Source organism: Sphaerisporangium flaviroseum, from assembly GCF_039537005.1.
Taxonomy (GTDB): domain Bacteria; phylum Actinomycetota; class Actinomycetes; order Streptosporangiales; family Streptosporangiaceae; genus Sphaerisporangium; species Sphaerisporangium flaviroseum.
Map to the genome: position 1 here is coordinate 135,345 of NZ_BAAAZR010000038.1, position 24,964 is coordinate 160,308.

General features: G+C 69.2%; 26 protein-coding genes. 14 read left to right on the plus strand and 12 right to left on the minus strand.

Going from position 1 to position 24,964, the window contains the following annotated elements; all coding sequences use genetic code 11:
- Nucleotides 1–43: 43 nt before the first annotated feature.
- From mce to ABD810_RS32685, 3 genes are all read left to right on the plus strand, one after another.
- The gene (gene mce / locus ABD810_RS32675; protein WP_344949661.1) at nt 44–460 is read left to right on the plus strand and encodes a methylmalonyl-CoA epimerase; all 417 of its coding nucleotides are present in this window, start codon (nt 44–46) and stop codon (nt 458–460) included.
- Between the two features lie 287 nt (nt 461–747).
- A complete protein-coding gene (locus ABD810_RS32680; RefSeq protein WP_344949664.1) occupies nt 748–2,040 on the plus strand; it encodes a DivIVA domain-containing protein in 1,293 nt (430 codons plus the stop codon).
- A 182-nt stretch (nt 2,041–2,222) separates the two neighbouring features.
- Nucleotides 2,223–3,464, plus strand: coding sequence for an AI-2E family transporter (locus tag ABD810_RS32685; protein WP_344949666.1), 1,242 nt, complete (start codon nt 2,223–2,225; stop codon nt 3,462–3,464).
- A 10-nt stretch (nt 3,465–3,474) separates the two neighbouring features.
- Here ABD810_RS32685 and ABD810_RS32690 read toward each other — a convergent pair whose 3' ends face one another.
- The 4 genes from ABD810_RS32690 to ABD810_RS32705 form a co-directional block, all read right to left on the minus strand.
- Nucleotides 3,475–4,233, minus strand: a complete 759-nt coding sequence (locus tag ABD810_RS32690; RefSeq protein WP_344949669.1) for an SDR family NAD(P)-dependent oxidoreductase — start codon at nt 4,231–4,233, stop codon at nt 3,475–3,477.
- A 54-nt stretch (nt 4,234–4,287) separates the two neighbouring features.
- The gene (locus ABD810_RS32695) at nt 4,288–4,992 is read right to left on the minus strand and encodes an alpha/beta hydrolase (protein WP_344949672.1); all 705 of its coding nucleotides are present in this window, start codon (nt 4,990–4,992) and stop codon (nt 4,288–4,290) included.
- Nucleotides 4,993–5,112: 120 nt separating this feature from the next.
- On the minus strand, nt 5,113–5,343 hold the full coding sequence (locus tag ABD810_RS32700) for an ATP/GTP-binding protein (RefSeq protein WP_344949674.1): 231 nt from the start codon (nt 5,341–5,343) through the stop codon (nt 5,113–5,115).
- Nucleotides 5,344–5,469: 126 nt separating this feature from the next.
- The gene (locus tag ABD810_RS32705; RefSeq protein WP_344949676.1) at nt 5,470–6,945 is read right to left on the minus strand and encodes a 3-hydroxyacyl-CoA dehydrogenase family protein; all 1,476 of its coding nucleotides are present in this window, start codon (nt 6,943–6,945) and stop codon (nt 5,470–5,472) included.
- 147 nt (nt 6,946–7,092) lie between these two features.
- Here ABD810_RS32705 and nucS point away from each other — a divergent pair, with 147 nt between their 5' ends.
- The 10 genes from nucS (at nt 7,093) to ABD810_RS32755 (ending at nt 17,417) form a co-directional block, all read left to right on the plus strand.
- Nucleotides 7,093–7,752: an endonuclease NucS gene (nucS, locus tag ABD810_RS32710; RefSeq protein ID WP_344949678.1), complete on the plus strand. Its 660-nt coding sequence runs from the start codon at nt 7,093–7,095 to the stop codon at nt 7,750–7,752.
- 265 nt (nt 7,753–8,017) lie between these two features.
- Nucleotides 8,018–8,581 (plus strand): RNA polymerase sigma factor, encoded by a 564-nt coding sequence (locus ABD810_RS32715; RefSeq protein ID WP_344949681.1) that lies wholly within the window; start codon nt 8,018–8,020, stop codon nt 8,579–8,581.
- Nucleotides 8,574–9,749 carry a CU044_5270 family protein gene (locus ABD810_RS32720; protein WP_344949684.1) on the plus strand — a complete coding sequence of 392 codons (1,176 nt, stop codon included), beginning with the start codon at nt 8,574–8,576 and terminating at the stop codon, nt 9,747–9,749. Before ABD810_RS32715 ends, ABD810_RS32720 begins: the two co-directional genes overlap by 8 nt.
- Before the next feature lie 365 nt (nt 9,750–10,114).
- Nucleotides 10,115–11,398: a glycosyltransferase family 4 protein gene (locus ABD810_RS32725; protein WP_344949687.1), complete on the plus strand. Its 1,284-nt coding sequence runs from the start codon at nt 10,115–10,117 to the stop codon at nt 11,396–11,398.
- 82 nt (nt 11,399–11,480) lie between these two features.
- A complete protein-coding gene (locus ABD810_RS32730; protein ID WP_344949690.1) occupies nt 11,481–12,377 on the plus strand; it encodes an ABC transporter ATP-binding protein in 897 nt (298 codons plus the stop codon).
- Nucleotides 12,378–12,391: 14 nt separating this feature from the next.
- The gene (locus tag ABD810_RS32735) at nt 12,392–13,249 is read left to right on the plus strand and encodes an ABC transporter permease (RefSeq protein WP_344949692.1); all 858 of its coding nucleotides are present in this window, start codon (nt 12,392–12,394) and stop codon (nt 13,247–13,249) included.
- Nucleotides 13,207–14,466 (plus strand): sensor histidine kinase, encoded by a 1,260-nt coding sequence (locus ABD810_RS32740; protein ID WP_344949695.1) that lies wholly within the window; start codon nt 13,207–13,209, stop codon nt 14,464–14,466. The genes ABD810_RS32735 and ABD810_RS32740 overlap by 43 nt, the downstream gene beginning before the upstream one ends.
- Entirely contained in the window at nt 14,463–15,080 is a 618-nt protein-coding gene (locus tag ABD810_RS32745) for a response regulator (RefSeq protein ID WP_344949698.1), read from the plus strand. The genes ABD810_RS32740 and ABD810_RS32745 overlap by 4 nt, the downstream gene beginning before the upstream one ends.
- 160 nt (nt 15,081–15,240) lie before the next feature.
- Nucleotides 15,241–16,728: an aldehyde dehydrogenase family protein gene (locus tag ABD810_RS32750; protein ID WP_344949701.1), complete on the plus strand. Its 1,488-nt coding sequence runs from the start codon at nt 15,241–15,243 to the stop codon at nt 16,726–16,728.
- A gap of 80 nt (nt 16,729–16,808) precedes the next feature.
- Entirely contained in the window at nt 16,809–17,417 is a 609-nt protein-coding gene (locus ABD810_RS32755) for a TetR/AcrR family transcriptional regulator (protein ID WP_344949704.1), read from the plus strand.
- Between the two features lie 225 nt (nt 17,418–17,642).
- Here ABD810_RS32755 and ABD810_RS32760 read toward each other — a convergent pair whose 3' ends face one another.
- On the minus strand, nt 17,643–17,960 hold the full coding sequence (locus ABD810_RS32760) for an STAS domain-containing protein (RefSeq protein WP_344949707.1): 318 nt from the start codon (nt 17,958–17,960) through the stop codon (nt 17,643–17,645).
- A gap of 130 nt (nt 17,961–18,090) precedes the next feature.
- Between ABD810_RS32760 and ABD810_RS32765 the strand changes: the two genes are divergently transcribed.
- On the plus strand, nt 18,091–18,681 hold the full coding sequence (locus ABD810_RS32765; RefSeq protein WP_344949710.1) for a cob(I)yrinic acid a,c-diamide adenosyltransferase: 591 nt from the start codon (nt 18,091–18,093) through the stop codon (nt 18,679–18,681).
- Between the two features lie 17 nt (nt 18,682–18,698).
- On the opposite strand, the gene ABD810_RS32770 is transcribed toward ABD810_RS32765, so the two are convergent.
- From ABD810_RS32770 to ABD810_RS32800, 7 genes are read right to left on the minus strand one after another with little or no spacing between them, the layout of a single operon-like run.
- Nucleotides 18,699–19,085, minus strand: coding sequence for a DUF2550 domain-containing protein (locus ABD810_RS32770; protein ID WP_344949713.1), 387 nt, complete (start codon nt 19,083–19,085; stop codon nt 18,699–18,701).
- A gap of 30 nt (nt 19,086–19,115) precedes the next feature.
- The gene (locus tag ABD810_RS32775) at nt 19,116–19,517 is read right to left on the minus strand and encodes a F0F1 ATP synthase subunit epsilon (protein ID WP_344949715.1); all 402 of its coding nucleotides are present in this window, start codon (nt 19,515–19,517) and stop codon (nt 19,116–19,118) included.
- Nucleotides 19,518–19,569: 52 nt separating this feature from the next.
- Nucleotides 19,570–20,997, minus strand: coding sequence for a F0F1 ATP synthase subunit beta (atpD, locus tag ABD810_RS32780; protein WP_344949718.1), 1,428 nt, complete (start codon nt 20,995–20,997; stop codon nt 19,570–19,572).
- Nucleotides 20,998–21,006: 9 nt separating this feature from the next.
- Nucleotides 21,007–21,909, minus strand: coding sequence for a F0F1 ATP synthase subunit gamma (locus tag ABD810_RS32785; protein WP_344949721.1), 903 nt, complete (start codon nt 21,907–21,909; stop codon nt 21,007–21,009).
- 3 nt (nt 21,910–21,912) lie between these two features.
- The gene (gene atpA / locus ABD810_RS32790; RefSeq protein ID WP_344949724.1) at nt 21,913–23,562 is read right to left on the minus strand and encodes a F0F1 ATP synthase subunit alpha; all 1,650 of its coding nucleotides are present in this window, start codon (nt 23,560–23,562) and stop codon (nt 21,913–21,915) included.
- A 40-nt stretch (nt 23,563–23,602) separates the two neighbouring features.
- Nucleotides 23,603–24,412, minus strand: coding sequence for a F0F1 ATP synthase subunit delta (locus ABD810_RS32795; protein ID WP_344949727.1), 810 nt, complete (start codon nt 24,410–24,412; stop codon nt 23,603–23,605).
- A complete protein-coding gene (locus ABD810_RS32800) occupies nt 24,412–24,960 on the minus strand; it encodes a F0F1 ATP synthase subunit B (RefSeq protein WP_344949730.1) in 549 nt (182 codons plus the stop codon). Before ABD810_RS32800 ends, ABD810_RS32795 begins: the two co-directional genes overlap by 1 nt.
- Nucleotides 24,961–24,964 lie beyond the last annotated feature (4 nt).

The following is a 24,964-nucleotide window of genomic DNA, read 5'->3' on the forward strand; positions in this document are numbered from 1 at the left end:
TGTTCGCCCACCGGGGCGACGCGCGCAGGGAAGGAGACACGCAATGCTGTTGAGAATCGACCATGTGGGCATAGCCTGCGAGAATCTCGAGGAGAAGATCGCGTTCTACGAGTCGACCTTCGGCGTAACCGTTGTCAGCAGGGAGGTGAACGAGGAGCAGGGGGTGAAAGAAGCCATGCTGCACGTGGCGGACGGCGAGGGAGGCGGCTCGTACATCCAGCTGCTGGAGCCTTTGCATCCCGACACTCCGGTGGGGAAGTTCCTCGCCAAGCGAGGTGAGGGCCTCCACCATGTCGCCTACGGCGTGACCGACGTCACCCAGGCACTCCAGGTGATCGGCGACACGGGCGTGCGATTGATCGACAAACAGCCCCGCCACGGAGCAATGGGTAGCTCAATCGCGTTTCTTCACCCGAAAGACGTGGGAGGAGTCTTGACGGAGCTGGTCCAGTCGCCCTAGCGCCCGGCCAAGCAGACGAAACTCAACAATGGCTTATTCGTAACAAGTCACGCAGAAAGCTAGACGGGACCTCCAATTCGGCAACACCGGAGTACGCTGGCCTACCATCCGGACGTGGATCCCGCCATGGACGGGCGAGCCGAGCACAAGGATCCAGGAGCGAGCGGCAGCGCGCTCCTGTCAGCGAGTGCCCGAGCGAGCGCGACCATTGGAAGCGGGTCCCCGCCTCGGATGTCCGCCCCCCGTCCGGCCCGTGTAGCCGTCTCGACAACCCAGGATCGAGCCTCATGCAGTCCGACATCGACGCCCAGCTGAACAATTTCTTTGAAGACGCCCCCACGCGGGAATTCGACGTGGTTCTCCGTGGCTACGACCGGCACCAGGTTCACGACCACTTGAAGCAGCTCGACACCGACCTGCGTCAGACCCGTGAGCAGCTCTCGGCTTTGCAGCGCGAGCTTTCCGACTCCCAGCGCCAGCTGCAGGAGCAGGAGCGTCCGACCTACTCCGGTCTCGGCGCCCGCATTGAGCAGTTGCTGCGTCTCGCGGAGGAACAGGCCACCGAGCTGGTCCAGGCCGCGAGGTCCGAGGCGAACGAGATCAAGGCCGCGGCCAAGGTCGACGCGGCGGACGTCCGGGCCGCCGCTGAGAACGAGGCCGCCGAGAAGCGGGCCCTGGCCACTCGCGAGACCGACGAGATGCGCACCATGGCCGAGCGGGACGCCGAGGAGATCCGCTCGACCGCCAAGCGCGAGGCCGACGAGCTGACCTCCACCACCGACCGCGAGGTCTCCAAGCTCCGCGCCACGGCCGACCACGAGGTCGCCGAGAAGCGCGCGGACGCCGAGCGCGAGATCGCCAAGCTGCGCACCACCACCGAGCGCGAGGTGGCCCAGCTCCGCGCCTCCACCAAGCGCGAGCGCGACGAGGTGCTCACCACCGCCAAGCGCCAGGCCGACGAGATGCGCGCCCAGGCTCAGCGCGTCCTGGAGGAGTCCGAGGCCAAGCGCGCCCAGGACGAGGCCGAGTTCGAGATCCAGCTCGCCGCCCGCCGCGAGGAGGCCGAGCGCCAGGAGTCCGAGCGTCACGCCACCGCCCAGGCCTCCACGCAGCAGCTGGTGGCCGAGGCCGAGCAGCGCGCCGCCACCGCCGAGCAGCGCGCGAGCAAGGCGACCCAGCAGGCCGAGCAGACCCGCCGCGAGGCCGACACCCACGCCAAGCAGCTGCTCGCGAACGCCCGCAAGAACGCCGACCAGCTGGTGGCCGAGGCCAAGTCCAGCGCCGACTCGATCGTCTCGGATGCCAAGTCCGAGGCCGAGCGCAACAGGACGATCGCCCAGCGCCAGGTCGACGAGCTGACCCGCCAGCGCGACAGCATCACCAGCCACCTCGCGCAGCTCCGTCAGCTGCTCGGTGGCGCCGCCCTGCCGGGCATGGACGATGCTCCCGCGGTCGCCGCCGCGCCGCCGAAGCCGGCGCTCGCGGCCACCCCGGTGGCGAGCGAGAAGCCGAGCCCCGCACCGGCTCCGCAGCGCGCCGCCGCACCGGCCGACGACGAGTCCGAGTGGTGGCAGGAGTAGGCACCTCACCACATCAGGGGCGTTAGGGACGGCTACCGGAGAGCCTGGCGATCACCATGGTCGCTAGGCTCTCCTCTGTTGTTCCCACCCTTTCCGCCCGCATCGATGCCATGGCCCGCGTAGGGGACGCCTCCCCCGCCGCCATCACTCCACCACCTCACCCCCTGATGCGAGGAGCAGACGTGCCCAATCCCGCCCCGGATGCGGTACCCGTGGCCGATGTCCACGGGAGTACGGGAGCCCGGCGTGACGCCTCCGCCGGCGCGGCGGACGTGACCGACATCCTGCCCGCCACGGCCGGCGTGCCCTATCCGAACCGCACGGCCACGTCACGGTCCGGTTCCCACGCCAAGGTCACCGGCGACGACTCCTCGATGCCGTACGGGATGCCGGGAAAGCCACTGGCCAGAGGGCCGTTCCTGTGGGGGCTCACGGCGGCGCTCGGCGTGCTGACGGCGTGGGGCCTGGCCCAGGCGCTGGTCAGTTCCCGCAGCGTCATCGTGCTGATCGTGGTGTCCGCGTTCCTCGCCGTCGGGCTCAACCCGGTCGTGGAAGCGCTCCAGAGACGGGGAATGAACCGGCGCTGGGCGATATCCATCGTCTTCCTCGGCGTGATAGCCATGTTCGCGCTGTTCGGCCTGGCGATCGTCCCGCCGGTCAGCCAGGAGACCTCGGACTTCGTCAGCGCCGTGCCCGGCTACGTCGAGGCACTGCTGTCGAATCCGACGATCAAGCAGCTCGACGCCGACTACCAGCTTCTGGCCAACGTCCAGGCCTACATCACCAGCGGCGGCCTCGGCGCCACCGTGGCGGGCGGGATCCTCGGCGCGGGGGCCGTCGTGCTCGACGCGTTCTTCTCCGGATTCACCCTGCTGGTGCTGACGCTCTACTTCCTCGGATCGCTCCCGGTGATCAAGGAGTACATGCTCCTGCTGGTTCCCGCCTCCCGCCGCCCCCGTACGCGGGCCATCGGCGACGAGATCCTCACCGGAATCGGCGGGTACGTCGCGGGCAACGTGCTCATCTCGGTCATCGCGGGCGGCCTGTCCTGGCTGTTCCTGACGATCGCCGGGGCGAAGTACGCGTTGGCGCTCGCCCTGGTCGTGGCGGTCACCGACCTGATCCCGCTGGTGGGCGCGACCGTGGGCGCGGTGCTGGTGACCGCCGTCGGGTTCCTGCAGTCGGGCACGCTCGGCGTCGCCTGCATCATCTTCTTCGTCATCTACCAGCAGGTCGAGAACTACGTGATCTATCCGCGCGTCATGAGCCGTTCGGTGGACGTCGCTCCCGCGGTGTCGGTCATCGCCGCGCTGTTCGGCGGCGCGCTCCTCGGCGCCGTGGGCGCGCTGCTCGCCATCCCGGTGGCCGCCGCGGTGGCGCTCATCGTCCGCGAGGTCGTCCTGCCGCGCCAGGCCCGGCTCTAGGCGGCGCCGATCAGGTGGCGGTGACGCCTCCGTCGATGAACAGCACCTGCCCGGTCATGTAGGCGGAGGCCTCGCCGGCGAGGAACACGGCGGGGTGGGCCATCTCCTCGGGCGTCCCCCAGCGGCCCATGGGCACCGAGGCGACGGTGGCCCGGCTGGAGCCCTCGTCCTCCCAGAGGTTGCGGTTGAGGTCGGTCGCGGTCCAGCCCGGGCACAGGGCGTTGACGCGGACACCGCTGCCGGCCCATTCGAGGGCCAGGGACTTGGTGAGCGCGACCAGGCCGGCCTTGGCCGCCGCGTACGGCGCCATGAAGGGCGCGCCCTGGGCCGCCACGGAAGCCACGTTGATCACCGAACCCGACCCGCGCTCCAGCAGGTGCGGCGCCACCGCATGGCACACCGCCATGGCGGAGTCGAGGTTGAGCTTCATGAGCTTGTCCCAGCCGGACAGCCGCAGGTCCTTGAAGGGCACGATGAAGTTGGAGCCACCGGCGTTGTTCACGACGATGTCGAGGTGGCCCAGGTCCTCGATGGCCCGCAGCGCGGCCGCGCCGGCCGCTTCCCTGTCCATGACGTCGCAGGGGATGGCGTACGCCCGGCGTCCGAGGGCCTCGATCTCCTTGACCACGCCGGCCAGCGTCTCCGGCGATCGCGCGACCAGCGCCACGTCCGCACCCGCCTCGGCGTAGGCGAGGGCGATCGCCCGCCCGATGCCTCGCGACGCGCCGGTGACGAGCGCGTTGCGCCCCGAAAGATCGAATGCCTGCACGGCAGCCTCCTCGCTAGAACCGAACAAGATTCTATGGGGATGGCCCATGCGGTGTCACACCTCGGTGGGCAGGGGATGCGCGTCCGGGTTGACGTGCTTCACGATCTCGTCGAGCACGATGCGGACGTAGGGCTCGCCGACCCACAGGTGCTTGGCGTTGTCGACGCCCACCACCTCGGCCTGCGGCACCCTGGCGAAACGCCGCCGCGCCTCCTCCGGCCTCAGGTAGTCGTCGAACTCGGGGACCAGCGCGACCAGCGGCCGCCCGAACTCCGCCCAGGCGTCCAGGTCGGCGTCGGTGGCCCGCTTGAGAGGCGGCGACAGGAGGATCGCGCCCTTGACCGCCGGGTCGTGCCCCCACTTCAGGGCAAGCTCGGTGCCGAACGACCAGCCGAGCAGCCAGGGATTCGGCAGGTCGTGGAACTCGGCGTATTCCAGCGCCGCGGCCACGTCGAACCGCTCCCCCTCACCGCCGTCGAAGGCGCCCTCGGACTTCCCCCGGTCGGAGGAGGTGCCCCGGGTGTTGAAGCGCAGCACCGCGATCCCGGCGAGCGCGGGCAACCGGTTGGCCGCCTTGCGCAGCACGTGGCTGTCCATCATGCCCTCGGCCGTGGGGAGCGGGTGCAGGCAGACCAGCGTGGCCACCGGTCGCCCGTCCGGCGGCAGCGCCAGCTCGCCCACCAGCGTGAGCCCGTCGGCCGTGTGCAGCTCGATGTCCTCCCGCGTGGCGGGCAGAACCGTCGACGAGCGAATCTCCAATGAGGGCTCCTCTGGTAGCGGTCTCGTAAGCGGTTCGGCAGGGGTCGTACAGCGGTTCTCGTAAGCGGTCTCGTACAGCGGTTCTCGTACGCGGTCTCGTACAGCGGTCTCGTAAGCGGTTCAGTAGCGGGAACGGCCGGGGCCGCGGTCGGCTCGCTTGCGCCAGCAGGCGGTGTGCCAGTGGCGGCGCTCTTCCTCGCCGCCGGTCCAGTTCGGCCAGCTCACGATGTGCGGCAGGCCCGGGCGGATCTCGTGCTCACAGCCGGGGCAGCGATAAAGCTTGTCCGTGCCCGCGCCGGAGACCATGCGCACCTTCCACTCGCCGTCGGGCCAGTCCTCTACCCGTTCCATCCCGCGCAGAACGCCGTCCAGAGGACGTACGGGATCGCCACGCCGACCCTTGCCAGGAGGGTCCATACGGCGGGCGCGACGGGGGCTCATACCGGCACAAACGTAGATGTCTTTGGCGTTCTTCCGTCACCGGGTCCTGATGCTCGTCACACCGGCGGTCACCAGGCGATCGAGCAGCGGAGCCGGCGCGAAGGACGGTTCGCGGTACTCGGCGTAGAGGGCCCGAAGTCCGTCACGCACGGTCGTGAGCCCGATGGTGTCCAGCGTCTCGAACGGCCCGGCGGGATACCCGCACCCGAGCCGCATCGCGGTGTCGATGTCCTCCATGGAGGCGTATCCCGAGTCGTACATGCGCACGGCGTCGTTGAGGAAGGGATACAGCAGCGCGTCGACGATGAACCCCGCGCGGTCCGCCGACCGCACCGGGGTCAGCCCCAGCACCCTGACCAGATCGGCCACGGCCGACGCCACGGCCGGCGAGGTGAGCACCGTCGAGACCACCTCGGCGACGTCGCCGCCCGCCAGGTGCAGCCCGACCAGGCGCTCGGGATCGGCCAGCCCCGCGGCGTGCTCGACGACCGGAGCCCCGGAGAGCGCGATCACCACGTCGGCGTCGTCCGGCCCGCCGGTCTTGAACCCGGCGGCGGTGAGCTTGGCCGACAGCTCGTCGACGCCCTCGCCCACGAGGCAGACCGTCGCCAAGCCGCGCTTGCCGGACGGCCCGGTGTCGGCGCGCACCTGCGTGTCCTCGTAGTCGTGGAAGCCCCGCCCGCTCTTTCGGCCGAGGAGCCCGCCGGCGACGAGCTCCCGCAGGATCGGGGCCGGCGCGTGCACGCGATCGCGGCTCTCCTGGAAGAGCACCTCGCACACCTCGTAAGCGGTGTCCAGGCCGATCAGGTCGAGCAGGGTGAACGGGCCCATCGGCAGGCCGGCGCCGAGCCGCATCGCGGTGTCGATGTCGCCCATCGAGGCCACGCCACGCTCCAGCAGGGTCGCGGCGTGGTTGAGGTAGCCGAGCAGCAGCCGGTTGACCACGAACCCGGCCCGGTCGCCCACGGTCACCGGCGACTTGCCGAGGCGCCGCGCGAGCGCCGCGACGTCGTCCGCCGGCCCGGCTTCGGTGACCACGGTGTGCACGACCTCGACCAGCTTCATCACCGGGGCGGGGTTGAAGAAGTGCATGCCGATGACCCGGCCAGGCCGGGAGGTCGCGGCCGCGATGGCGGTGACCGACAGGGACGAGGAGTTCGTCGCGAGGACGGCGGCGGGCTTGCAGATGCGGTCGAGGTCGGCGAAAAGGGCCCGCTTGAAGTCCATGACCTCCGGGATCGCCTCGATGACGAGATCGGCGTCGCGCAGGTCGTCCAGCGAACCGGTGAAGCGGACCCGGCCGAAGATCTCGTCACGCTCGGCCTCGGTCAGCCTGCCCCGGCTCACCGCCCTTTCGGTGGACCTCCGGATGTGGCCCCGGCCGCGTTCCAGCGCATCGGCGTCGACCTCGACCCCGATCACGCCCAGGCCGGCGCGGGCGAACACCTCGGCGATCCCGGCCCCCATGGTGCCGAGCCCGACCACTCCGACGGTTTCGAACGCGCGTGGCATCCTGCCCTCCCTGTCCTGTTGCCGGCAAGTCTCCCAGAGATGCGCCCGCCACCTCCAAACGCCCCCGCCGCCGGCGGCGGGGAACGCCCGGCCGTCCCCGGCGAACGGCGCCCGCCGCGCCCGGGGCGGGGGGTAGGGTTGACGGTCATGCGGCTGGTCATCGCGCGATGCAGCGTGGATTACGTGGGACGGCTCACGGCACATCTCCCCATGGCGCCCCGTCTGATCCTGATCAAGGCGGACGGCTCGGTCTCCATCCACGCCGACGACCGGGCGTTCAAGCCGCTCAACTGGATGAACCCTCCGTGCAAGGTGCGGGAGGACGAGGGCACCTGGACCGTCACCCACGGCAAGACCGGTGAGAAGCTGATCCTGACGATGGAGGAGATCCTGCACGACTCCTCCCACGAGCTGGGAGTCGATCCCGGGCTGCAGAAGGACGGCGTCGAGGCCCACCTGCAGGAGCTGCTGGCCGAGCACATCCAGACTCTGGGTGACGGCTGGACCATGATCCGCAGGGAGTACCCCACGGCGATCGGCCCGGTCGACATCCTCTGCCGCGACCATCTCGGCGGCACCGTCGCCGTCGAGATCAAGCGACGGGGCGACATCGACGGGGTCGAGCAGCTCACCCGCTACCTGGAGCTGCTCAACCGCGACACCCTGCTCGCCCCGGTCAAGGGCATCTTCGCCGCCCAGGAGATCAAGCCCCAGGCCCGGGTGCTCGCCACCGATCGCGGCATCGGGTGCGTCACCCTCGACTACGACACCCTCCGCGGCATCGAGCGCACCGACACGCTCTTCTGATCACGCCGATTCTCGCCTTCTGAGCGCGCCTTCTGAGGGTGCCGATCTCCGCCTTGAACGTGCCACACGTCCCCGCGTCGGCGGATCGCATGGTCCGTCAGCCTGTGACCTGCAACGCAGCTTGGCCGGGCCTCGGTAGTGACGGCGTCGGGGATGCCCAGGCCCAGGTGGGCGAAGGCTGTGGTCAGGACGATGGTGAAAGCATCAAGGCGCTTCGGGCAAGAAAGGGCGACCATCGTTCACTTGACCCAGCGGAGACATCTGCATGGCCGTTCCACCTGACCTGGCCGACCCACCCGATCTACGGGTGGACTTCGAGCAGATCTTCAATGCGCACTTCTCCGAGATCCACCGCTACATCGTCAGGCGGTTGTCCGACGACGTTGCTGACGACCTGGCCGCCGAGGTGTTCGTGGCGGCCTATCGGGGTGGCTATGACGCCTCGCGCGGCGGGGTGCGTCCGTGGCTGTACGGCATCGCCACCCACCTCATCGCACGGCACCGCCGTACCGAGATCCGTAGATGGAAGGCGCTCAGCCGGACGGCTGAGCGCGCCGAGCACAGTCCCGAGCACAGTCCCGAGGACGCAGCCCTGGCCCGCGTGGTCGCGGGCCAGCTGACCGGCAAGCTGGCGGGGGCGCTGGCCGGGCTTAATCGTGGGGACCGCGACGTCGTGCTGCTGAGCGTGCTGGGCGACCTCAGCCACGCCGAGGTCGCCGCGGCCCTGGGGATCCCGGCGGGGACGGTCGCATCCCGGCTCAACCGCGCCCGCAAGCAGCTCCGCAAGGCACTCGGCGACGTCAACCCTTTGGAGGAGAACCATGGATGAGCTGAGCCTCCTGGCGAGAGCACTGCCTGACGCTCCGCCGCCCTCGGCGGAGGTGGTTGAGAAGGCCCGCCTCCGGCTTGCCGGCGCCCAGCGCAAGCCGGTACGGCGAGGTAGAGCGAATCGGCGTGGCCTCGCCTGGGGATGGGCCCTGGGGGCGGCCGCAACAACGATCGCCGTCGTCATGGCCGTCGTCACACTGGTGTCGAACGTGACCGCTGTTCCCGCACCGGTGCTCGTGCCCGCAGACGGCAACGATGCCCTGCTCCGGCTGGCGGACCAGATCGCGAAACTGCCGGACGAGCGCGGCGACTACTGGCGCAGGTCGCTGCTCAATAATGGGCTGATCAGGGTCCGGGCGGGCGGCGAAACGTTCAACGTCCTGTCATCGTCACGAGCCGACCTCTGGCAACCGCGCGACCCCGGCGACCCCGTTCAGGTGGAGCAGTGGGAGCAGCTCGTCCGTCCCGCCACCGAGGCCGATGAGCGTGCGTGGCGGGCGGCGGGTCTTCCGGGTACGGTCCAGCGCGTGTGCATGCCGGGCACCCGCGCAGGCGACTGCGCGAAGGTCCGGCTGCTGCGCTCCAAGCCCTCTCAGTGCGTTTACACGCGCGCGGTCGAGCCTGGCGGCGTGCTCGGTGATTCACGGTTGGGTGAACTCACGCTGGCCGACCTCGCGGCGCTGCCCGGCGACGCCGAACAACTCCGGGAGAAACTGCGAACCTTTTGGAAGACCCGAAGGGACAGCCCGCCCAAGGACAGCTTCGAAGAATTCCTCGCCACCTCCTCCCGCCTTCTGGAGCTCCCGGTCAAGCCCTCGGTCAGGGCAGCCGCTCTGCGTCTCCTCGCCGGACTGCCGACGACCAAGGTGCGCGGCTCGATCACCGACCCTCTGGGACGTCCGGGAATCGAGGTCACCTTCATCAAGAGCGAGGGCTTCACCGCCGTGTTCGGTACCGATGACGAGGTGGCGCTGCGGTACACCACCATCCTCGACCCACACACCGGCACCGTCTTGGCGGCAAACGTCGCGATCGCGGCCGAGAGCACGGAGGGGCTCGCCAAGGGGACGGTCATGAACTATCAGGCATGGGCACCTGGGGCGGGCTGGACCAGCGAACGCCCCGAGCGGCCACGCGGCTGCCGGCTCAGCGACCGTCCGCTCCCGTGACGGACCGCCCGGGGCTCCCGGTCAAGGTCCGTTGCAGGTCACACGTCAGCCCGAGCGTCGGGGACGCGTCGAGTGCCGTGCCCTTTGTCGCGATAGCGCGGCCGGCTCGTCGGTCAGGCGTAGTGAACGTAGCGGTCTGATGACTCAGCGAATTTGTGGACAACCAGTGCAACGTTACCGAGGTCCCAGAGCGTCTAGATCTTGAATGCGCGGTTAGGTAAGGGGCGTCCTGGCCGGATTCCTGCCTTCCGCGGTGGGGTGGCTCACCACTCTCACCTGGGGGTCACGCATGCTTCCGGTATTTCGTGGCATATCACACTTCGAGGGGCATTAAGTATGGCTTTAGGACATAAGGGGACTTTGGCGTGTTAAAGAGGGGACGTCAGGTCGCCGCCCAGGTGGCCCTCAAGGTGCTCGACCTGCTGAACCGGAGGCGAGCGCGCACGGCGCCGCCGCGGGGCACAGGAACGGTCCGCATCCTGCTGCTGCACGCGTACGGCATGGGGGGAACGATCCGCACCGTGCTCAACCTCGCCACCTACCTGGCGAAGGAGCGCGAGGTGGAGATCGTCAGCTTGGTCCGCACGGCCGAGGAGCCTTTCTTCGAGATGCCGCCGGGCGTTCGGGTGTCCTTCCTGGACGACAGGACCCTTCCACGGGGCCCGGTGGCCGAGTTCCTCTCCCGCCGCCCGAGCAGGCTGGTCCCGCAGGAGGAGAAGGCTTATCTCAGCATGAGTCTGCTGACGGACCTGAGGCTGGTCCGCTATCTCCGCTCCCTGCGGGGTGGCGTGGTCATCGGCACGCGCCCCGGCTTCAACCTCGTCATGGGCCTGTTCGCACCGCCGGAGGTGCTCACCGTCGGCCAGGAGCACGTCACCTTCGAGTCCCACGGGCCTCAGCTGCAGGCCCAGATCAAAAGGCGGTACGGCAGGCTCGACGCGTTCGCCACGCTCACCGAGACCGACCTGAAGCACTACACCAAAGCGCTCAAGCCCAGCCGGCCCAAGCGCCTGCTGCGGATTCCCAACGCCATTCCCGACCTGCCTGGAGAGGTGTCCACGCTGGAGGAGAAGGTCGTCATCGGCGTCGGGCGCATCGTGTGGGCCAAGGGCTTCGACCGGATGGTCAACGCGTGGAAGCAGGTGGCGGAGGCGCATCCCGACTGGGTGCTGCGCATCTACGGGAGCAGTACGCCCGAGCGCGAGGAGAAGCTCCAGGCCCGTATCGACGAGGCGGGGCTCTCCGGCAAGGTCTTCCTGATGGGCAGCACGCCGCAGATCGGCCTCGAGCTGTCCAAGTCGTCGATCTACGTCGTGAGCTCGCGTTACGAGGGCTTCGGCATGACGATCCTGGAGGCGATGAGCAAGGGCCTACCGGTGGTCAGCTTCGACTGCCCGCACGGGCCCAGGGAGATCATCACGAACGGGCACGACGGCCTGCTCATCCGCTCGAAGAAGGCCGCGGCGCTCGCGAACGGCATCTGCCGGCTGATCGAGGACGAGGAACTGCGCCGCACGCTCGGCGCCAACGCCCTGCGCACCGCGGCGAAGTACCACCTGGACGTCATCGGCACCGAATGGGAGACCCTGCTGTCCGATCTCGACGACCGGCGGACGTATCCCGACTGCAGCCTCGGCACCCCGGCCTAGCCTCCCTGTCCTCCGAACGGTGGACACCCGGGTCGGTCTCTCGATGGTGCCACGGGGACCGCGGGGTGCGGATGATCGAGGCATGACGCAGACGGCGGTGAAGGTCCGTGGCCTCGCCAAGCGGTACGGCGAGGTACGGGCGGTGGACGGCATCGACCTGGAGATCGGGACCGGCGAGGTCTTCGCCATCCTCGGTCCCAACGGCGCGGGCAAGTCCACGACGGTCGAGATCCTGGAGGGGTACCGCCAACGGGACGCCGGTGAGGTGAGCGTGCTGGGCACCGACCCCGGCCATCCGACCCGGCTGTGGCGCAGCCGGGTCGGCATCGTCCTCCAGACGGCGAACGACACGGCGGAGCTGACGGTTCGCGAGACCATCCGCCACTTCGCCGGCTACTACCCCCAGGCCAGGGACCCCGACGCGCTGATCGAAAAGGTCGGGCTGACGGACAAGGCGGACAAGCGCATCCGGCAGCTGTCCGGCGGCCAGCGGCGGCGGGTGGACGTGGCCCTCGGTGTGGTCGGCAACCCCGAGGTGCTGTTCCTGGACGAGCCGACCACCGGCTTCGACCCCGAGGCGCGCCGCCGGTTCTGGGTCCTGATCCAGGACCTGGCCCAGGAGGGCACGACCATCGTGCTGACCACCCACTACCTCGACGAGGCAGAGGCGCTCGCCGACCGGGTGGCGGTCATCACCAAGGGCCGCGTCGTGGCCGAGGGCCCGCCCGCCACCCTGGGCGGGCGGGCGGTGGCCAAGGCCCAGGTGAGCTGGTTGGAGGAAGGGGAGCGAAAGCAGCTCCAGACCGGCACCCCGACCAGGACGGTCGTGGAGCTGACCCGGCGGTTCGACGGCGAGGTCCCCGAGCTGACCGTCACCCGCCCTTCCCTCGAGGACATCTACCTGGACCTCATCGGCTCCTCCAGCACCGAGCCCGACGACCACAGCCCGGCCGCGAGCCGGTCCCGCGATCCCCGATGACCCCCGAGGTTCCCATGAGCGACACCGTAAGCCCGCCCGCGGCCATCGCCGCGAGCCCGGTCATCCCGCACCGCCTGCCCTCGGTGGCCGCCACCGGCTGGTCGAGGGGCATCGCCGAGAGCAAGATGTTCTTCCGCGAGAAGGACTCCGTCGTCTTCACCTTCGCCTTCCCGATCATCCTGCTCGGCATCTTCGGATCGATCTTCGGCGGGACGCTGGAAGGCGGCCCGATCACCGTCTCCCAGCTCTACACCGCCGGTCTGATCGGTGCCGGAGTCATGAGCGCGAGCTTCCAGAACCTGGGCATCGGCATCGCCGTCGACCGTGACGACGGCACGCTCAAGCGCCTCGCCGGCACTCCCCTGCCGCGCAGCGCGTACTTCCTCGGAAAGATTTTGAACGTCCTCCTGGTGGCCCTGCTGCAGGTCGCCATCCTGCTCGCCATCGGGGTGATCGCTTACGACCTGACGCTTCCCGCGGAGGTGTCCCGGTGGTTCACCTTCACCTGGGTGTTCCTGCTCGGCATCACGGGTTCTGCCCTGCTCGGCATCGCCGCCAGCAGCCTGCCGCGGTCCGCCAGGAGCGCGACGGCGGTGATCAGCATGCCGTTCGTGGTGCTGCAGTTCATCTCCGGGGTGTTCATCCCGGTGACCGAGCTCCCGGAATGGCTGATCAACATCTCGTCGCTCTTCCCGCTGAAGTGGATGTGCCAGGGCTTCAGGTCGGTGTTCCTCGGCGATGCCGGGGCCGCCTTCGAGCTCACCGGGTCCTACGAACTGGACCGCGTCGCCCTGGTGCTGGCAGCCTGGGTCGCCGGAGGTCTTGTCCTGTGCCTGACGACGTTCCGCTGGAAGAGCCGCCGCGACGGATGACCTCGGCCATGACCCGGTCGTACGCTCGCCGGAGCGCGGCTGAGCAGGGCAACGCGCGGAGCCACGCCTGGGAGGCCTTCCACGGCTGGGAGATCCTCTTCATGGTCGCCTTCCTGGTGACCGTCGCGTTCGTGGCGCTGGACGACGACATCGGCGTGGCGGCCAAGGCGGTCACGATCACCCTGCTGGCCATGTGCACCGTCGCCTATCTCGCCGTTGGCCGCCGGGCCATCAAGGAGGACGACGACCGGGCAGGGCTGATCTACACGGGTCTGGTCGTCGTCGCCTTCGTCCCGGCCACGATCATCGCGCCGGCCGCCCTGTTCGGGCTCTTCGCGGTCTGTCCGCAGTTGTTCATGCTGCTGCGTTCCCGGTGGGCGCTGGCGGCGATGCTGATCATCTATCTCCCCGCGGCGATCCGCTTCCTCGCACGGCCGGATCTCGATGGGAGAACCGTTCTCACGTTCGTCGCCAGCGCCGCGGTCACCATCACCTTCGCGATGGTGATCGGGCCGTGGATCACGCGCATCATCGCCCAGAGCGCCGAGCGGGCCCAGCTCATCGAGGAACTGGAGGCCAGCCGGGCGGAGGTGGAGCGGCTCTCCCGGGAACGGGGCGCCCTGGCGGAACGCGAACGGCTGGCCGGAGAGATCCACGACACGCTCGCCCAGGGATTCACCAGCATCATCATGCTCATCCAGGCGGCCGAGGCCCAGGCCGATCCGTCCAGGCACCTCGCCCTCGCCATGCGCACGGCGAGGGAGAACCTCGACCAGGCACGTGGCCTGATCACCGCCCTGAGCCCCGCGCCCCTCGACGGATCCACCCTCGAGGAGGCGCTGGGCAGGATCACGGCGCGGACGGGCGAGGAACTGGGCGTGCCGGTGAGGTTCGCGGCCGAGGGCGCGTCGCGCGGGCTGCCGCCCGGCATGGAGGTGGCGCTGGTCCGCGCCGCGCAGGAAGGGCTGGCCAACGTGCGCAAGCACGCGGCGGCCTCCTCGGTCCTCGTCGGTGTGGAGTACGGGGAGCATGACGTGGTCCTCCGGGTCCGCGACGACGGCCGCGGCTTCGACGGCCAGGCCACCACCACGGGGTACGGTCTACGCGCCATGCGAAGCCATGTGGAGCAGGCCGGAGGCACCCTCGATGTGCGGAGCGCGCCGGGCCGGGGCACCGAGCTGATCGTCCGGTTTCCCCACGAGGAGCACCTTCCGTGATACACGTACTGATCGTCGACGACCACCCCGTGGTGCGTGAAGGACTGCGCGGCATGCTGGAGGCCGATCCCGGCATCGCCGTGGCCGGGGAGGCCGGATCGGGTGACGAGGCGGTGGCGCGCGCCCGCGAACTGGGTCCGGACGTGATCCTGATGGACCTGCGGATGCCCGGAGGCGACGGTGTGGGCGCCATCGCGCGCATCCTCGCCGATCGCCCGGCGAGCCGGGTCGTCGTCCTCACCACCTACGAGACCGATCAGGACATCGTTCGCGCGGTCGAGGCGGGCGCCGCCGGTTACCTGCTGAAGGACACCTCGCGGGCCGACCTGGTGGCGGCCGTGTTCGCCGCCGCGCGCGGTGAGACCGTCCTGTCCCCTTCGGTCGCCACGAAGCTGGTCACCCGGATGCGGGCACCGGCGGTCGAGTCGCTGTCCAAACGGGAGACCGAGGTGCTGGCGCTGGTCGCGCGGGGCCTGACCAACGCGGAGGTCGGCAGGGAGCTGTTCATCAGCGAGACGACGGTCAAGACCCATCTTCTGCGGATCTTCGGCAAGCTCGGCGTCTCCGACCGTACCGCCGCCGTCACCACGGCACTCGCCCGCGGCATTCTGTGAGATCGTGAGCGACTCCAGGCCTCGGGTCGCTCCGGCAAGAGATGGTTTCTCCCGCAACGATGGAGCTATCGTTGCCCCAGATCCCCTTTGGCGGGGAAGAGCGTGGTCCCAGAGCCCGCTCCGGAGGCGAGCGGCCGCGAGGCCCCGAGAAGGAGACGCCATGTCAACGGCTACCGAACAGCGCACCTTCGACTCCCTCAACCCCGCCTCCGGGGTGGTCGTGGGCACCCACCCCCTCCACGACGCCGAAGCGGTGGGGGCGGCGGTGGAGAGTGCGGGCGAGGCCGCCCGGTGGTGGGCGGGGCTGGGCTTCGAGCGCCGCAAGCGGCGGCTGCTCGACTACAAGGCCGTGCTGACCCAGAACCTCACCCGCATCGCCACGCTGGTCCACGAGGAGACCGGCAAGCCGATCGGCGACGCCACGTTGGAGACGGTGCTCGCCATCACCCACCTCGACTGGGCGGCGCGCAACGCGCGCAAGGTCCTCGGCCCGCGCCGGGTCTCGACGGGCATGATCGGGCTCAACCTCGCCGCCACCCTGGAGTACCTCCCGCTGGGCGTCGTCGGCGTGATCGGTCCGTGGAACTATCCGGTGTTCACCCCGATGGGCTCGATCGCCTACGCTCTGGCCGCCGGGAACGCCGTGGTGTTCAAGCCCAGCGAGCTCACACCCGGGGTCGGCGCGCTGCTGGCGGAGCTGTTCACGCAGAGCGTCCCGGAGCGGAAGGTGTTCCAGGTCGTCACCGGTCTCGGGGAGACCGGAGCCGCCCTCGCCGGGCATCCGGGCGTCCGCAAGGTGGCCTTCACCGGCTCCACCGCCACCGCCAAGCGGGTCATGGCCGCCTGCGCGGCGAACCTCACGCCGCTCGTGGCCGAGTGCGGCGGCAAGGACGCGCTGATCGTGGACGCCGACGCCGACCTCGGCGCGGCGGCCGACGCGGCGATCTGGGGGGCGATGTCCAACTCCGGGCAGACCTGCGTGGGCGTCGAGCGTGTCTACGTGGTGGAGCGCGTCTACGACGACTTCCTGCGCGAGCTCACCGAGCGGGCCACAGCCGTACGCAGCGGGGAGGACTACGGGCCGATCACCATGCCGGCCCAGACGGACGTGATCCGGCGGCACGTCGACGACGCCCTCGCCAAGGGCGGGAAGGCCGTGGTGGGCGGCGCGGAGTCCGTACGGCCCCCGTACGTCGACCCGGTGGTGCTCACCGACGTCCCCGAGGACTCAAGCGCCGTGCGGGAGGAGACCTTCGGGCCGACGATCACGGTGCGGAAGGTCGCGACCCTGGAGGAGGCGCTGGAGAAGTCCAACGCCGTCTCCTACGGCCTGGGCGGCACCATCTTCTCGGGCAACACCCGCCGGGCCATGGAGCTCGCCAGGGCGATGCTCACCGGCATGACGGCGATCAACTCCGTCATCTCCTTCGCGGGCGTGCCGTCGCTGCCGTTCGGCGGGGTGGGCGAGTCGGGGTTCGGGCGCATCCACGGCGCCGACGGGCTGCGCGAGTTCGCACGGCCGAAGGCGATCTCCAGGCAGCGTTTCGCCATCCCGGGGATGAACCTCACGTCGTTCTCGCGCACGCCGGCTGACATGGAGCGTCTTGTGAAGTTGGTGACGTTCCTGCATGGCCGGCGCAAGAGCTAGTTGTCCTGATACTTCCAGAAAAACGATCTTGCGTCCATAATGATGGGTTCCTACGGGGCCAGCAGGACGCGAGGTGTGCAGTGGCGACGGGACGCGACTACCGGGGCATGACCGCGGAGCAGCGATTAGCCGACCGAAGGGAGCGGTTGCTGAGCGCTGCCTACACGTCGTTCGCCGGCGTGGGGTTCACCGCGACCACGATCGAGCGGTTGTGCGCGGCGGCACGAATCTCGAATCGCGCCTTCTATGAATGTTTCACCAGCCGGGAAGACCTGATGCGAGCGGTCTACGACCGCTGCGTCGGCGAGACCCTGCTCTCGGTCGCCAAGGCCATCGGCGAGGCGCCTCCCGATCCGGAGAGCAAGATCCAGGCGGGTATCCGCCAGTACATCACGTTCGTCACCCGCGACATCAGGCGCGCCCGGATCATGCACCTCGAGGTGCGCAGGGCCGGCGACATCCTCACCGCCCACCGGCAGCGCGCGGTGGGCGACTTCACCCAGATGATCGAGGAGACCGTGGGCGACCTCCCGGACGGCCTGCCGGGAAGGACGCACCTGCTCGCCCTCGGGATGGTCGGGGCGATACAGGAACTGCTCATCGAGTGGGTGCTGGCCGACGTTCAGCCGCCCCTGGAGCACCTCATCGAGGCGGCCGTCCACATCTTCCGGCGCTCGTTCGGCTCCTGAGAGCCCGTCGCCGGCTCAAGAGAGGGGCGGGCGCCCGCAGACGACCCGCCCCGACACGCAGGCGAACCCCCCTGAGTGGACCCGCCCCGATACGCGGGTGAACCCCTGAGACGACCTGCCCCGGAACACGCGGGCCGTGATCGCCCTGGAGACAGGCGAACGCTCGGCGGCTCCCCCTCGATATGCACGACCCCGGCGCCCCCCGTCGCACGCCGGATGCCGCGATCAGGCCACGGCGGCCGTGGGAAGCTCCACCCGAAGCACCCGGTGTAACCGGGTCATGGCGAGCAACCGCATGACACGCGGTGGCACCCCCCTGAGCACGAGGCGGCGTTCCGCGCGTAGCGCGCGGCGATGCGTGCCGACGAGCACCCCGAGACCGGCCGCGTCGATCATCTCCAGCCCGGAGAGGTCGACGATCATGTCACCGTCACCGGAGTCGACCGCCTCGTGCAGGCGCGGCCGCAGCCTGGCGACCGTGCCCACGTCGAGACGGGACCCGACGTTGACCACCTGGTGTCCCGGACCGCTCCGGCGTCGCATGCCGCCTCCTCCTGTCCGGCGGCCTTTACAGGCCGCGTGAACTTCCCTGCCCTCCCAGCCGAAACCTATGCCTGTGAAGCGCCGAATCCAGCCGGGCGCCCTGTTTCCGAGGCGCGTTACGCTGGGCGGCATGACGCCAGCCGACAACGACAAGCCCGTGGTGCTCTCCAAGATCTACACTCGTACCGGAGACGACGGCACCACGACACTGGGCGACATGAGCCGCACGACCAAGACCGATCCCCGGCTCGCCGCTTACGCCGACGTCGAGGAGGCGAACGCCGCCATCGGCGTCGCGGTGAGCCTGGGAGACCTCTCCCCCGCGATCGTCGAGGTGCTGGCCCGGGTGCAGAACGAGCTGTTCGACCTCGGCGCCGACCTGTGCACCCCCGTGAGGGAGAACCCCGAGTTCCCCCCGCTCAGGGTGGAGCCGTCCTACATCGAGTGGCTCGAGACGCAGTGCGACCGGTTCAACGAGGAGCTACGTCCGCTGCGCAGCTTCATCCTCCCGGGCGGCGCGCCCGGCACCGCGCTGCTGCACGTCGCCCGCACGGTCGTACGGCGGGCCGAACGCACCACCTGGTCGGCGCTGGAGACCCATGACGACGTGAACCCGCTCACCGCGAGATACCTGAACCGTCTGAGCGACCTGATGTTCATCCTGTGCCGCACCGCGGCCGACGGCCAGGAGCTGCTCTGGAAGCCCGGCGGCACACGCTAGCCGGGCGGCGTCACCGGCTAGGCGGCGTCGAGGTGGGCGCTGGGAGGGGCCGACTCGACCCAGGCGAGGAAGCCGGTCAGGGCGTCCTCGCTCATGGCGAGCGACACCCCGCCGCAGTCGACCGTCCAGTAGCCGGCGGGGCCCTCCTCGCCGACGAGGGGACGCCGGGTGGAAACAGTGAGGCCGCGCCTCGCGATCGCGTGGCGCGGCCTCAGTCGCAGTCCAAGAAACGGGATCCAGTGGAGTTCCCCGCCCGCATAGCGGGCCACCCCGCTCCTCCAGGCCCGGTCTCCGGTCCGGAGGCTACATACGACGGTTCCTCGGGATCGTGCGAGCGCGAACCCGCGGAGGAAGAAGAGGGCGGCGATCACCGCAACGCTTATCAGAATGTCAAGCGCCGCCATCGTCGCCCCCCGCTTCCGTTTTCGTTGTCGTCAGACCTCTTCGCCGGCGGCCCGCAGGCGGGCCCTCGCACGCTTGGCCTCGGTCTGTGCGTCGGTGTCCTCGCTGTCGGAGTCGACGGACGCGAGCGCCCGCTGCAGCGCGTCGCGGGCCTCCGCGACGTCCACCTCGGATCCGAGCTCGGCCGTCTCGGCCAGGACCGACACCTCGTTGTTGGCCACCGAGATGAACCCGCCGTGGACGGCCGCGACGACGTCGCCGCCATCGCCACGCTTGATGCGAAGGACACCGCCCTCCACGAGGACGCCGAGAACGGGTGCGTGGTTCGGCATAATACCGATCTCACCCTCCACGGTCTTGGCAATCACCATGTCGGCCTCGCCGGACCAGATCTCACGTTCCGGCGACACGACGCCGATGCGCAGTTTTGCCATCACACACCTTCCGAGAATGCCGGTACGGCCGGGCCGTACCGGCATCCAGTTGTCAGCGGGCCAGGTCCTTGGCCTTGGCGATGGCCTGGTCGATGCCGCCGACCATGAAGAACGCCTGCTCGGGCAGGTGGTCGTACTCACCCTCACACAGGCCCTTGAAGGAGGCGATGGTCTCCTCGACCGGCACGAACTCTCCCGGCTGACCGGTGAACGCCTCGGCGGCGTACATCGGGTGGGACAGGAAACGCTCGATGCGGCGGGCCCGCTGGACGACGACCTTGTCCTCTTCGGAAAGCTCGTCGATACCGAGGATCGCGATGATGTCCTGCAGTTCGCGGTACTTCTGCAGGATCCGCTTGGTCTCCTGGGCGACCCGGTAGTGCTCCTCGCCGACGATGGTCGGGTCGAGGATCCGGGAGGTGGAGTCGAGCGGGTCCACCGCGGGGTAGATGCCCTTCTCCGAGATCGGCCGGGACAGAACGGTCTGCGCGTCGAGGTGCGCGAACGCGTTGTGCGGGGCCGGGTCGGTGATGTCGTCCGCGGGGACGTAGATCGCCTGCATGGAGGTGATCGAGTGACCGCGGGTCGAGGTGATGCGCTCCTGGAGCACGCCCATCTCGTCGGCCAGGGTCGGCTGGTAACCCACCGCGGACGGCATGCGGCCGAGCAGGGTGGACACCTCGGAACCGGCCTGGGTGAACCGGAAGATGTTGTCGATGAACAGGAGCACGTCCTGCTTCTCGACGTCGCGGAAGTACTCCGCCATGGTCAGCGCGGAGAGGGCGACGCGAAGACGGGTGCCCGGGGGCTCGTCCATCTGGCCGAACACCAGGGCGGTGTCCTTGAGGACGTCCGCCTCGTCCATCTCCAGCCACAGGTCGTTGCCCTCACGGGTGCGCTCGCCGACGCCGGCGAAGACCGACGTACCGGAGAACTTCAGCGCGACCCGGCGGATCATCTCCTGGATCAGAACGGTCTTGCCGACGCCCGCGCCGCCGAACAGGCCGATCTTGCCGCCCTTGACGTACGGGGTGAGCAGGTCGATGACCTTGATGCCGGTGGGGAGCATCTCGGTACGCGACTCGAGCTGGTCGAACGCCGGGGAGGGACGGTGGATGCCCCAGCGCTCCGAGATCTGGAGCGAGGAGGTGGGAACGTCCAGCGCCTCGCCCAGGGTGTTCCACACGTGGCCCTTGACGACGTCGCCGACGGGCACCGAGATGGGACCGCCGGTGTCGGTCACGATGGCGCCGCGGACCAGGCCGTCGGTGGGCTGCATGGAGATGGCGCGGACCAGGTTGTCACCCAGGTGCTGGGCGACCTCCATGGTCAGCAGCTTGGTGTCCTCGCCGAGGGTGACCTCGGTGGTGAGGGCGTTGTAGATTTCCGGCATCGCCTCGACGGGGAACTCCACGTCGACGACGGGACCCGTGACGCGGGCCACACGGCCCACGGCGGTCGCGACGGTGTCAACAGTCATTGTGGTTTCTCACTCTTTCCCCGCTGAGGCGTCGGAGAGCGCGTTGGCGCCACCGACGATCTCACTGATTTCCTGGGTGATCTCGGCCTGACGAGCCTGGTTCATCTGCTGGGTGAACGTGCGGATGAGCTCGTTGGCGTTGTCGGTCGCCGACTTCATCGCCCGGCGGCGCGAGGCGTGCTCCGAGGCGGCCGACTGGAGCAGCGCGTTGTAGATGCGCGACTCGATGTAGCGGGGCAGGAGCTGGTTCAGCACCTCTCCCGCGGTCGGCTCGAACTCGTAGTAGGGCAGCGGGCCGTCGCTCGGCTCTTCGGTGGTCTCTTCCACCTCAAGCGGCAGGATCCGCCTGACCTGCACCTCTTGGGTCAGCATCGAGACGAACTGGGTGTAGACGACATGGATCTCGTCGATACCGTTCTCGTCGACGAAGGCGCCGACCAGCGCGTCGGCGATGTCCTTGGCGTGGGTGTACTGCGGGGCGTCCGAGAAGCCGGACCATTCCCCGCTCATCTCCCTGCCGCGGAACCGGTGCCAGCCGATGCCCTTACGGCCGACGACGAACGGCTTCATCTCCACGTTGCGGCCCCGCAGGTGACCGGCCAGCGCCTCGGCCTCGCGCAGGACGTTGGCGTTGAAGCCCCCGGCGAAACCGCGGTCGCTGGTCACGATCAGCACGCCGGCCGTGGCCGGCTGCTCCTTCTCGACCGTCAGCGGGTGGTCGACGTCCGCCGTGTTGCTGAGGACGGCCGACACCGCGCGAGTGATCTCGCGCTCGTACGGCAGGGCCGCCTCCATGCGCTGCTGGGCCTTGATGATGCGAGACGAGGCGATGAGCTCCTGGGCGCGGGTGATCTTCGCCGTGGACTTCACCGACCTGATCCGCCGCCGCAGCAGTCTTAGCTGGGCACCCATGAGCTACTTCTTCTCGGTCTTGCGAACGTGCTTCACGATCTTCTCCTGGCCGACCTCGTCCGCCGTGAGCGCCTCGACCTGCTCGTCCTTGATCAGCAGTTCGCCGGAAGAGGTCTGGAAGGTCGTCTTGAACTCGGTGATCGCATCCTTGAGGGCCGTGATCGTGTCGTCGCTCAGCTCCCTGGTCTCGCGAATGGCGTCGAGAACGCCCTTGTACTTCGTCGAGAGGAACTCCAGGAACTCGGTCTCGAAGCGGGCGACGTCCTCGAGCGGGACGTCGTCCAGCTCGCCGCTGGTGCCGGCCCAGACCGACACGACTTCCTTCTCCACCGGGAACGGGGTGTACTGCGGCTGCTTGAGCAGCTCGACCAGCCGGGCACCGCGCTCCAGCTGGGCGCGGGAGGCCGCGTCCAGGTCGGAGGCGAAGGCCGCGAAGGCCTCCAGGTCGCGGTACTGCGACAGCGACAGGCGCAGCGTGCCGGCGACCTTCCTCATCGCCTTGACCTGCGCCGAGCCACCGACACGCGAGACCGAGACACCGACGTTGATCGCCGGGCGGACACCCGCGTTGAACAGGTCGGTCTCCAGGAAGCACTGGCCGTCGGTGATGGAGATGACGTTGGTCGGGATGAACGCCGAGACGTCGTTACCCTTGGTCTCGATGATCGGAAGACCGGTCATCGAGCCCGCGCCCAGGTCGTCGGAGAGCTTGGCACAGCGCTCCAGCAGACGGGAGTGCAAGTAGAAGACGTCGCCGGGGAACGCCTCACGGCCCGGCGGGCGACGCAGCAGCAGGGACACGGCGCGGTAGGCGTCGGCCTGCTTGGTCAGGTCGTCGAACACGATGAGAACGTGCTTGCCCTGGTACATCCAGTGCTGGCCGATGGCCGAACCGGTGTAGGGCGCGAGGTACTTGTAACCGGCAGGGTCGGAGGCCGGGGCGGCGACGATGGTGGTGTAGTCCATCGCACCCGCCTCTTCCAGACGGGCCCTGACCTGCGCGATCGTGGAGCCCTTCTGGCCGATGGCGACGTAGACGCAGCGCACCTGCTTCGCCGGGTCACCGGTGGCCCAGTTCTCACGCTGGTTGAGGATCGTGTCCACGGCGATCGCGGTCTTGCCCGTACCGCGGTCGCCGATGATCAGCTGGCGCTGGCCACGGCCGATCGGCGTCATGGCGTCGATCGCCTTGAGGCCGGTCTGCAGCGGCTCCTTCACCGGCTGGCGCTGCACGACCGAGGGCGCCTGCACCTCGAGGGGACGGCGCGCCTCCGCCTCGATGGCGCCCTTGCCGTCAAGGGGGTTGCCCAGCGGGTCGACCACGCGGCCGAGGAAGCCGTCGCCGACCGGCGCGGACAGAACCTCGCCCGTCCGGCGGACCGACTGGCCCTCCTCGACTCCGCTGAAGTCGCCCAGGATAACGACACCGATCTCCCGGACATCCAGGTTCAGTGCCAGACCGCGCGTTCCGTCCTCGAACTCGAGCAGCTCGTTCGCCATCGCCGAGGGAAGGCCGGAGATGTGGGCGATGCCGTCGCCAGCGTCGACGACGGTCCCGATCTCCTCGCGCGCCGCGCCTTCCGGCTCGTACGACTGAACGAACCGCTCAAGCGCGTTCCGGATCTCGTCCGGCCGGATCGTCAGCTCCGCCATCTCTCTTCAGTCTCCCTAATCATCGGCCGCCCTGACACTCCTAGCCGGCCAACCGGCGGCGGACTTCTTCGATACGTCCTGCGATCGTGGTGTCGATCATCTCGTCCCCTAGACGGACCGAGAATCCACCGACCACCCGCGGGTCCACCTCAGTGTTCAGGTGGACGTCGCGACCGTACGTGGTGCGCAGCCAGGTCGCGAGGCGTTGCCTCTGCCCGTCGGTCAGCGGAACCGCACTGCGCACCACGGCGACAAGTTGCTGTCGCTGCTCCGCCACGAGCCGGATGTACTCATCCAGCCCTCTTTCCAAACTACGCCCTCTCGGGTGCTGCACGAGCTGTGTGATCAACCGCAGCGAGGTCGGGGCGACCTTGTCGCCCAGCAACTCGGCCAGCAGCCGGCTCTTGGCATCGGCCGGGATGGCCGGGTCGACCAGCGCCAGGCGCAGGTCGGGATTGGCCTCCACGATGCGGCCGAACCGGAACAGCTCGTCCTCGACATCGTCGAGCCTGTTCTGCGACTCGGCTTCGGCGGCCGAGGCCATGACGCTGAGCCGCTCCAGCGCGTCCGACAGGTCGGGTGACCTGGACCACTTGGCGGAGACGGCCGCGACGACCGTCTCCAGCGCGGCGTCGTCGATCTTGCCGCCCAGCAGCGACCGCACGATCTCGGCCTTCTGCTCCGCGGGGCGGGCAGGGTCGGCGAGGTTGCGGCGCAGTCCGTGCTCGCGATCGAGCAGGACGGCGACGCTGTGCAGATCCTCGGCCAGACGGCCGAGGTCCGCCCTCGCGGCCACCGCGTTGAAGCGCTCCTCGACGGCGGCGAACGACCTACGGCTCAGACCCCTCATTAGCGCACCGCCGCCCCGCCTGCGGACTCGAGCTCCTCCAGGAACCGGTCGACGACACGGCGCTGCCTGGCCTCGTCCTCAAGCGACTCACCGACGATGCGCGCCGCCAGCTCGGTCGCCAGACGTCCGAGCTCGACACGCAGCTGGACGAACGCCTGCTGGCGGTCGGCCTCGATCTGCGCGTGCGCGGCCTCGATGAGACGCCGGGCCTCGGCCTGGGCCTCCTCGCGGAGCTGGACCTTGATCTGCGCGGCCTGCTCACGAGCCTCTTCCCGCATGCGGGCGGCCTCGTGACGGGCCTCGTTGAGCTTGGCCTTGTACTCCTCCAGCATGCGCTGGGCCGCGAGCTGAGCATCCTCGGCCTTCTTCAGGCCACCCTCGATCGCCTCGGTCCGCTCCTCCAGGGTCTTCTGGATGCGGGGGACCAGGAGGCGGCCGACGAAGAACAGGACGAGCAGGAACGCGAATCCACCGACGACCATCTCCGACACATGCGGGAGGAGGGGGTTCGTCGCCTCTTCTGGCGCTACTGACGCTAGCCGAATCATAGGT

What these genes read in the sequence shown, in the direction of transcription:
- mce (WP_344949661.1), top strand. Translation starts at nt 44, where the DNA reads ATGCTGTTGAGAATCGACCATGTGGGCATAGCCTGCGAGAATCTCGAG.
- ABD810_RS32680 (WP_344949664.1), top strand. Translation starts at nt 748, where the DNA reads ATGCAGTCCGACATCGACGCCCAGCTGAACAATTTCTTTGAAGACGCC.
- ABD810_RS32700 (WP_344949674.1), bottom strand. Translation starts at nt 5,343, where the DNA reads ATGGAACGGGTAGAGGACTGGCCCGACGGCGAGTGGAAGGTGCGCATG.
- ABD810_RS32705 (WP_344949676.1), bottom strand. Translation starts at nt 6,945, where the DNA reads ATGCCACGCGCGTTCGAAACCGTCGGAGTGGTCGGGCTCGGCACCATG.
- nucS (WP_344949678.1), top strand. Translation starts at nt 7,093, where the DNA reads ATGCGGCTGGTCATCGCGCGATGCAGCGTGGATTACGTGGGACGGCTC.
- ABD810_RS32715 (WP_344949681.1), top strand. Translation starts at nt 8,018, where the DNA reads ATGGCCGTTCCACCTGACCTGGCCGACCCACCCGATCTACGGGTGGAC.
- ABD810_RS32720 (WP_344949684.1), top strand. Translation starts at nt 8,574, where the DNA reads ATGGATGAGCTGAGCCTCCTGGCGAGAGCACTGCCTGACGCTCCGCCG.
- ABD810_RS32730 (WP_344949690.1), top strand. Translation starts at nt 11,481, where the DNA reads ATGACGCAGACGGCGGTGAAGGTCCGTGGCCTCGCCAAGCGGTACGGC.
- ABD810_RS32735 (WP_344949692.1), top strand. Translation starts at nt 12,392, where the DNA reads ATGAGCGACACCGTAAGCCCGCCCGCGGCCATCGCCGCGAGCCCGGTC.
- ABD810_RS32750 (WP_344949701.1), top strand. Translation starts at nt 15,241, where the DNA reads ATGTCAACGGCTACCGAACAGCGCACCTTCGACTCCCTCAACCCCGCC.
- ABD810_RS32760 (WP_344949707.1), bottom strand. Translation starts at nt 17,960, where the DNA reads ATGCGACGCCGGAGCGGTCCGGGACACCAGGTGGTCAACGTCGGGTCC.
- ABD810_RS32765 (WP_344949710.1), top strand. Translation starts at nt 18,091, where the DNA reads ATGACGCCAGCCGACAACGACAAGCCCGTGGTGCTCTCCAAGATCTAC.
- ABD810_RS32770 (WP_344949713.1), bottom strand. Translation starts at nt 19,085, where the DNA reads ATGGCGGCGCTTGACATTCTGATAAGCGTTGCGGTGATCGCCGCCCTC.
- ABD810_RS32775 (WP_344949715.1), bottom strand. Translation starts at nt 19,517, where the DNA reads ATGGCAAAACTGCGCATCGGCGTCGTGTCGCCGGAACGTGAGATCTGG.
- atpD (WP_344949718.1), bottom strand. Translation starts at nt 20,997, where the DNA reads ATGACTGTTGACACCGTCGCGACCGCCGTGGGCCGTGTGGCCCGCGTC.
- ABD810_RS32785 (WP_344949721.1), bottom strand. Translation starts at nt 21,909, where the DNA reads ATGGGTGCCCAGCTAAGACTGCTGCGGCGGCGGATCAGGTCGGTGAAG.
- atpA (WP_344949724.1), bottom strand. Translation starts at nt 23,562, where the DNA reads ATGGCGGAGCTGACGATCCGGCCGGACGAGATCCGGAACGCGCTTGAG.
- ABD810_RS32795 (WP_344949727.1), bottom strand. Translation starts at nt 24,412, where the DNA reads ATGAGGGGTCTGAGCCGTAGGTCGTTCGCCGCCGTCGAGGAGCGCTTC.
- ABD810_RS32800 (WP_344949730.1), bottom strand. Translation starts at nt 24,960, where the DNA reads ATGATTCGGCTAGCGTCAGTAGCGCCAGAAGAGGCGACGAACCCCCTC.